The following is a 6,790-nucleotide window of genomic DNA, read 5'->3' as shown; positions in this document are numbered from 1 at the left end:
TAGGGTGTTAATGTCCAGCTGCGCATCGGCACTGCCGGCGGGAATGGTGACACTGGCGACGCCGGTGAAGTCACTGCCGTCTTGGGCGACGCCAGAGTAGGTGAAGTTGACTACGACATCTTCACTGGCCACTTGGTCGATGCTGACGGTAAAGCTTGCGCTCTCACCTTCGGTGACGCTGCTTTGATTCGCGACAATGCTGACCTCAGGGGCACCTTGCGCATCGACGATGGTGGTGTCGGCGCTATTGTCAGTACCAATGGTGGCATCGGCGCCGGTGACGCTGTCGATGGTGACGGTGAAGTCTTCGGCCCCTTCATAGACGCTATCGATTAGGGTGTTAATGTCCAGCTGCACATCGGCACTGCCGGCGGGAATGGTGACACTGGCGACGCCGGTGAAGTCACTGCCGTCTTTGGCGACGCCAGAGTAGGTGAAGTTGACTACGACATTTTCACTGGCCACTTGGTCGATGCTGACGGTAAAGCTTGCGGTCTCACCTTCGGTGACGCTGCTTTGGTTCGCGGTAATGCTGACCTCAGGGGCACCTTGCGCATCGACGATGGTGGTGTCGGCGCTGCTGTTAGTACCGATTTCAAGCTGTTCGAGGCTATTGTCTATATCTGTGACATCACTGATGGTAACAATTAGGTTCTCACTGTTTTCATAGATGTCATCGTTGATCGTATTAACTGTAAAGCTTTGTTGGTTATCGCCAGTGATAGTCACACTTGTGGGTAAATTGTCGACATCTGCCGTTGAAGCTGAGCCAGTCCAGTCGAGTGAAACGCTAACTGAAGCTCCGTCAGGAAGTGTTACTGGGTTTCCATTTGCATCCACCAAAGACACAGTGTAAGTGATTTCACCACCTTCATTGACACTGGTTGTGTCAACGCTGATCTGGGCAAAAACTGTGTCTGTAGTGTCATTAACCAGTGTTGAGACTGTGTTGCTGGTATCCAAGTCTTCAAAATTACCGCCTTGAGCACTATCTATTCCGACTACTAGCGTTTCGCTGTCAACAAATACATCATCACTTGGCGCTTCCACGGTCACAGTACCTGAAGTCTGGCCGGCTGCGATGGTGATGGTGGCGCCATTGGAGAGGGTTAGAACCAGATCGGTTTGTGGTGCATTGTTGACCGTAGCGGTATAGGTAATGTCGCCACCTTCATCGACCTCACTAGGGGCGCTGAGCGTGACGGTTGTGGTGTCAATCGTGTCATTGATCTGGGTGTCGACAGTGTTACCCAGCTCGAGATCTTCATAGTTACCGCCTTCACTGCCTGTGACATTGACGGTAAGGGTCTCGCCATCGATATAGACATCATCACTTGGCGCTTCCACGGTCACAGTACCTGAAGCCTGGCCAGCTGCGATGGTGATGGTGGCGCCATTGGAGAGGGTTAGAACCAGATCGGTTTGTGGTGCATTGTTGACCGTAGCGGTATAGGTAATGTCGCCACCTTCATCGACCTCACTAGGGGCGCTGAGCGTGACGGTTGTGGTATCAATCGTGTCATTGATCTGGGTGTCGACAGTGTTACCCAGCTCGAGATCTTCATAGTTACCGCCTTCACTGCCTGTGACATTGACGGTAAGGGGCTCGCCATCGATATAGACATCATCACTAGGGGCGTCAATGGTCACAGTACCTGAAGTCTGGCCGGCAGCGATGGTGATGGTGGCGCCATTGGAGAGGGTTAGAACCAGATCGGTTTGTGGTGCATTGTTGACCGTAGCGGTATAGGTAATGTCGCCACCTTCATCGACCTCACTAGGGGCGCTGAGCGTGACGGTTGTGGTGTCAATCGTGTCATTGATCTGGGTGTCGACAGTGTTACCCAGCTCGAGATCTTCATAGTTACCGCCTTCACTGCCTGTGACATTGACGGTTAGGGTCTCGCCATCGATATAGACATCATCACTAGGGGCGTCAATGGTCACAGTACCTGAAGTCTGGCCGGCTGCGATGGTGATGGTTGCACCGTTGGAAAGAGTGATAACTAAATCGCTTTCTAGAGGGGCATTATCTACTACAGCAGTATAGGTGATGCTACTACCTTCATTGACTTCGGTTGGGGCGAGTAAAGTGACTGTGCTGGGTGCGACTTGAGTTAACTCAAAGGTGTTTTGTGTCAAGTCATCTTCTAAGGCAATTGCAGTAGGAGCAGCTCCTGTGGACTCATAACCACTGGCTGCTAGGGTTTCAGCGCCGCTTCTTGTTACAGAAACAAAACCAGATGTTCCCTCATTGCCTTGAGCGTTACCTGCTGCAGTATCAGGTAAGTTTGCTGTGGGGTCTTCTCCTGATTCAATCAGAGCTTGAAGTTGCTCTATTTCAGTTAATGCATCAAAGTTTTCAGTGTTATTTGTTTCACTATTATCAGCAATATTAGGTTGTTGTGCCATTGAGTCGCTGCTATTGAACATGCTGCCATCTTCAAATGCGATAGATAGATTTGATTCCGTGGGAATGAATAGTGTTGACCCTGCAGGGATCTGCTCACCAATAGCTATATTTTTTGTTCCGCTAGCGGTTTCAATCAAGATCTTTCCATGAGTATCTGTGATCTTTCCATTTGCTGTTGTAACGATTGATTGCATGACCAGCTCCCACACCTTTAATTAACATTTCTGCATACAGGTGTATTGCAGTTGTTATCGAATTTATCTCAATCTGGGATGCTAGCAAGCTATTGTTTGGGGGTCAATTTTTTGACGCATAAATCATACAAAGGTTAGTGGTTGAGTGTTCACTTCGCATGAATAAGCCATTTGGTATGTGTTTGAAGTAGAAAGCCAAACAGCTTTTTATTGTCTGTTTGGCTTTATTTTGTGTTAGATTTTTGACTTAAGGGATAGTGTCGACTACCAATGGATTTTGACCAAGTAAATTATTCATAGTTGTTAAATCACTAAGATTAACATTCGTATCTTGTAGGATAATGGTTAGATCATCGAATCCACTACCGTCTCCATTGGCATCGATCGTGATAATGGTGTCTCCGTTTACAGCATCGAATGTGATGTTAAGGTAATCCTCTAAATTACCTGATTGCTCATCTACCAAAATATCTGATAAATCAAGCATATCGTTGTTTATGTCAAAGTTAATGATGATATCTGTGTTTCCATCCGCTGCGCCCACCTCCCAAATAGCGATATCAGGGTCAGTGTCATTTCCTAAATCAATCGTATCAGACCCATTTGTGCCGATTAGAATTTCTATCCCTGTACTAGGGTCAGTAGATTCATTCACGATTAAGCCTTTAGGGCTACTACTATCTGCTGACATCGTTGCTAATTGCATAGTTTCGGATGGCTCAACTACAATAGTGAAATGCCCATCATCTGGATCATCAGCAAAGATAACGCTATCGTTATCACCATCTGTTGCTATATAAGAGAATTCTACTCCGATAGGCAACTCTGTAACTATTGTATTTGATGAGACAGCAAAAACTTGGAAAGCTTCTCCGGGGTTATTAGGGTCATCATCATGGGTATTATCATAGAAAATTTCAATGGCTAATATTGTGTCTCCGATGGGAGCAATGATTTCTAGATCTTGAGTGCCAACGAAAGACTGATCTGTAAATTCAACGACTCCAGCGTTTTGATAAGTCACTTTATAATAAAAGTAACTTGTTCCATCACGAGTATCATTATTACCCACTCCGAGACTAATCAATGCTGAGCTAGTACCACCATTTACATAATCGAATCTAACGGCCTCACCATTGCCAATTGAAACATTGTCATCAACGCCAATGCCAGCGTTGTTAGAGTTGATCTTGGATTGACTGCCTGTGCCTGTTATTTCTGCGATGACAGTAAGCCCGGGTGTTGGATCCCCAGCTGATATTGAGCCATCAGAATGGACGAAGTAGGTGCCTTTGCTGTTTGCAGGAGCGCCACTGACATCATAACTGATTGTCGATTCTAATTGAATTTCCTGTAACAGATTAAACTGATAGTCGTAATGACCATCAAGATCTTGAACTGCTGTAAGGGTAAATACATCTATAGTTGTGAGTTCATCGATTTTGGCCGTCGCGGTTAATGTATTACCGCTCATGCTATAGCTCAAATATTCACCATTGTATTTAAGCCCAGCGGTTTCCACGGTAAAAACAACTTCACCAATTCCATCCGCACCAGGAGCGAAGAGATCGCCTGATATAGACTGACCAATAGCGTTGAGTATTGAAAGTTCGGCAGACTCGTCAACTTCATCTATGGGAGAGTCATCTTCAATTGTTACCTGCAGCTCGCTTGGAATACTGTTACCCAGCATATCATTTATCGTAACCCCTAAATTGAACTGTAATATATCCTCATCGCTGTTTGAGGGGTGATCAATGTTTGCATTGAGAGTGATTTGATAGCCGACGGTGTAGTCAGGAGAAGTGCCTTCAACCTCTCCGATTATAATGGTCATTACAAGAAGCCCATTTTGTGTGCTACCAGTCCAAGTGTTACCATCTCGCTCCCACACATCTACGGGGTCACCACCCGAGGTCAATCCTACGGGATCAGAAACCAATACATCAAAGGAGGAGCTATCAACATCGGTAAAGCTAATAATACCAGATGTACTGACCTCATTTGTGGTATCGGCATCACCAGTATTATCATCCTCTATTCCATAGAGTAGTCCTTCTTCTGAAACCCTTGCCGGATCAATATTTGTGATCTCAGGAACATCGTTAACGGGATCAACGGTGATAGTGACAGTGGCCGGCGTGGTATCGGCCAAGCCATCATTATCGACCGAATGATAGTCAAAGGTGGTCTGGCCGTTCCAGTTCTCATCGGGCATAAAGGTGAGGTTAGCGGCATCGGCGATGGGCACCGTCATGCCAATACTCACGGCCTCGCCATTGAGCATCAAGGTGCCGTTGGCAGGCAGGCTGTCAATCACAAAGCTCACCACCTGACCATCGAGGTCACTACCGCTTAAGGCCGGCACCGTAATTAAGGTGTCCTCGTTACCTGAGGTGGCTAAGTTATCGGTCTCAGGAACATCGTTAACGGGATCAACGGTGATAGTGACAGTGGCTGGCGTGGTATCGGCCAAGCCATCATTATCGACTGAGTTATAGTTAAAGGCGGTCTGGCCGTTCCAGTTCTCATCGGGCATAAAGGTGAGGTTGGCGGCATCGGCGATGGGCACCGTCATGCCAATACTCACGGCCCCGCCATTGAGCATCAAGGTGCCGTTGGCAGGCAGGCTGTCAATCACAAAGCTCACCACCTGACCATCGAGGTCACTACCGCTTAAGGCCGGCACCGTGATCAAGGTGTCCTCGTTACCTGAGGTGGCTAAGTTATCGGTCTCAGGCGCATCGTTGACGGCATCAATGGTGATAGTGACAGTGGCCGGCGTGGTATCGGCCAAGCCATCATTATCGACCGAATAATAGTCAAAGGTGGTTTCACCGTTCCAGTTCTCATCGGGCATAAAGGTGAGGTTGGCTGCATCGGCGACGGGCACCGTCATGCCAATACTCACGGCCTCGCCATTGAGCATCAAGGTGCCATTGGCAGGCAGGCTGTCAATCACAAAGCTCACCACCTGACCATCGAGGTCACTACCGCTTAAGGCCGGCACCGTGATCAAGGTGTCCTCGTTACCTGAAGTGGCTAAATCGTCGGTCTCAGGCGCATCGTTAACGGCATCAATGGTGATAGTGACAGTGGCAGGCGTGGCATCGGCCAAGCCATCATTATCGACTGAGTGATAGTTAAAGGCGGTCTGGCCGTTCCAGTTCTCATCGGGCATAAAGGTGAGGTTAGCGGCATCGGCGATGGGCACCGTCATGCCAATACTCACGGCCTCGCCATTGAGCATCAAGGTGCCGTTGGTGGGCAGGCTGTCAATCACAAAGCTTACCACCTGACCATCAAGGTCACTACCGCTTAAGGCCGGCACAGTGATCAAGGTGTCCTCGTTACCTGAAGTGGCTAAATCGTCGGTCTCAGGCGCATCGTTAACGGGATCAACGGTGATAGTGACAGTGGCTGGCGTGGTATCGGCCAAGCCATCATTATCGACCGAATAATAGTCAAAGGTGGTTTCACCGTTCCAGTTCTCATCGGGCATAAAGGTGAGGTTGGCTGCATCGGCGACGGGCACCGTCATGCCAATACTCACGGCCTCGCCATTGAGCATCAAGGTGCCATTGGCAGGCAGGCTGTCAATCACAAAGCTCACCACCTGACCATCGAGGTCACTACCGCTTAAGGCCGGCACCGTGATCAAGGTGTCCTCGTTACCTGAAGTGGCTAAGTTATCGGTCTCAGGCGCATCGTTGACGGCATCAATGGTGATAGTGACAGTGGCAGGCGTGGCATCGGCCAAGCCATCATTATCGACCGAATGATAGTCAAAGGTGGTCTGGCCGTTCCAGTTCTCATCGGGCATAAAGGTGAGGTTAGCGGCATCGGCGATGGGCACCGTTATGCCAATACTCACGGCCTCGCCATTGAGCATCAAGGTGCCATTGGCAGGCAGGCTGTCAATCACAAAGCTCACCACCTGACCATCGAGGTCGCTACCGCTTAAGGCCGGCACCGTGATCAAGGTGTCCTCGTTACCTGAAGTGGCTAAGTTATCGGTCTCAGGCGCATCGTTGACGGCATCAATGGTGATAGTGACAGTGGCAGGCGTGGTATCGGCCAAGCCATCATTATCGACCGAATGATAGTCAAAGGTGGTCTGGCCGTTCCAGTTCTCATCGGGCATAAAGGTGAGGTTAGCGGCATCGGCGATGGGCACCGTCAT

General features: G+C 48.9%; 2 protein-coding genes. Both read right to left on the bottom strand.

Going from position 1 to position 6,790, the window contains the following annotated elements:
• Positions 1–2,607: retention module-containing protein (locus tag DVO77_RS18810; RefSeq protein ID WP_162924225.1), on the bottom strand; the 2,607-nt coding region annotated here is incomplete at its 3' end.
• Positions 2,608–2,854: 247 nt separating this feature from the next.
• Positions 2,855–6,790, bottom strand: a 3,936-nt coding sequence (locus DVO77_RS18805; RefSeq protein WP_119979396.1) for a tandem-95 repeat protein, incomplete at its 5' end; no start/stop codon positions are given.

The organism is Shewanella algidipiscicola, from assembly GCF_003605125.1.
Classification (GTDB): Bacteria; Pseudomonadota; Gammaproteobacteria; order Enterobacterales; family Shewanellaceae; genus Shewanella; species Shewanella algidipiscicola.
This window is presented reverse-complemented; position numbering and strand designations above follow the sequence as displayed.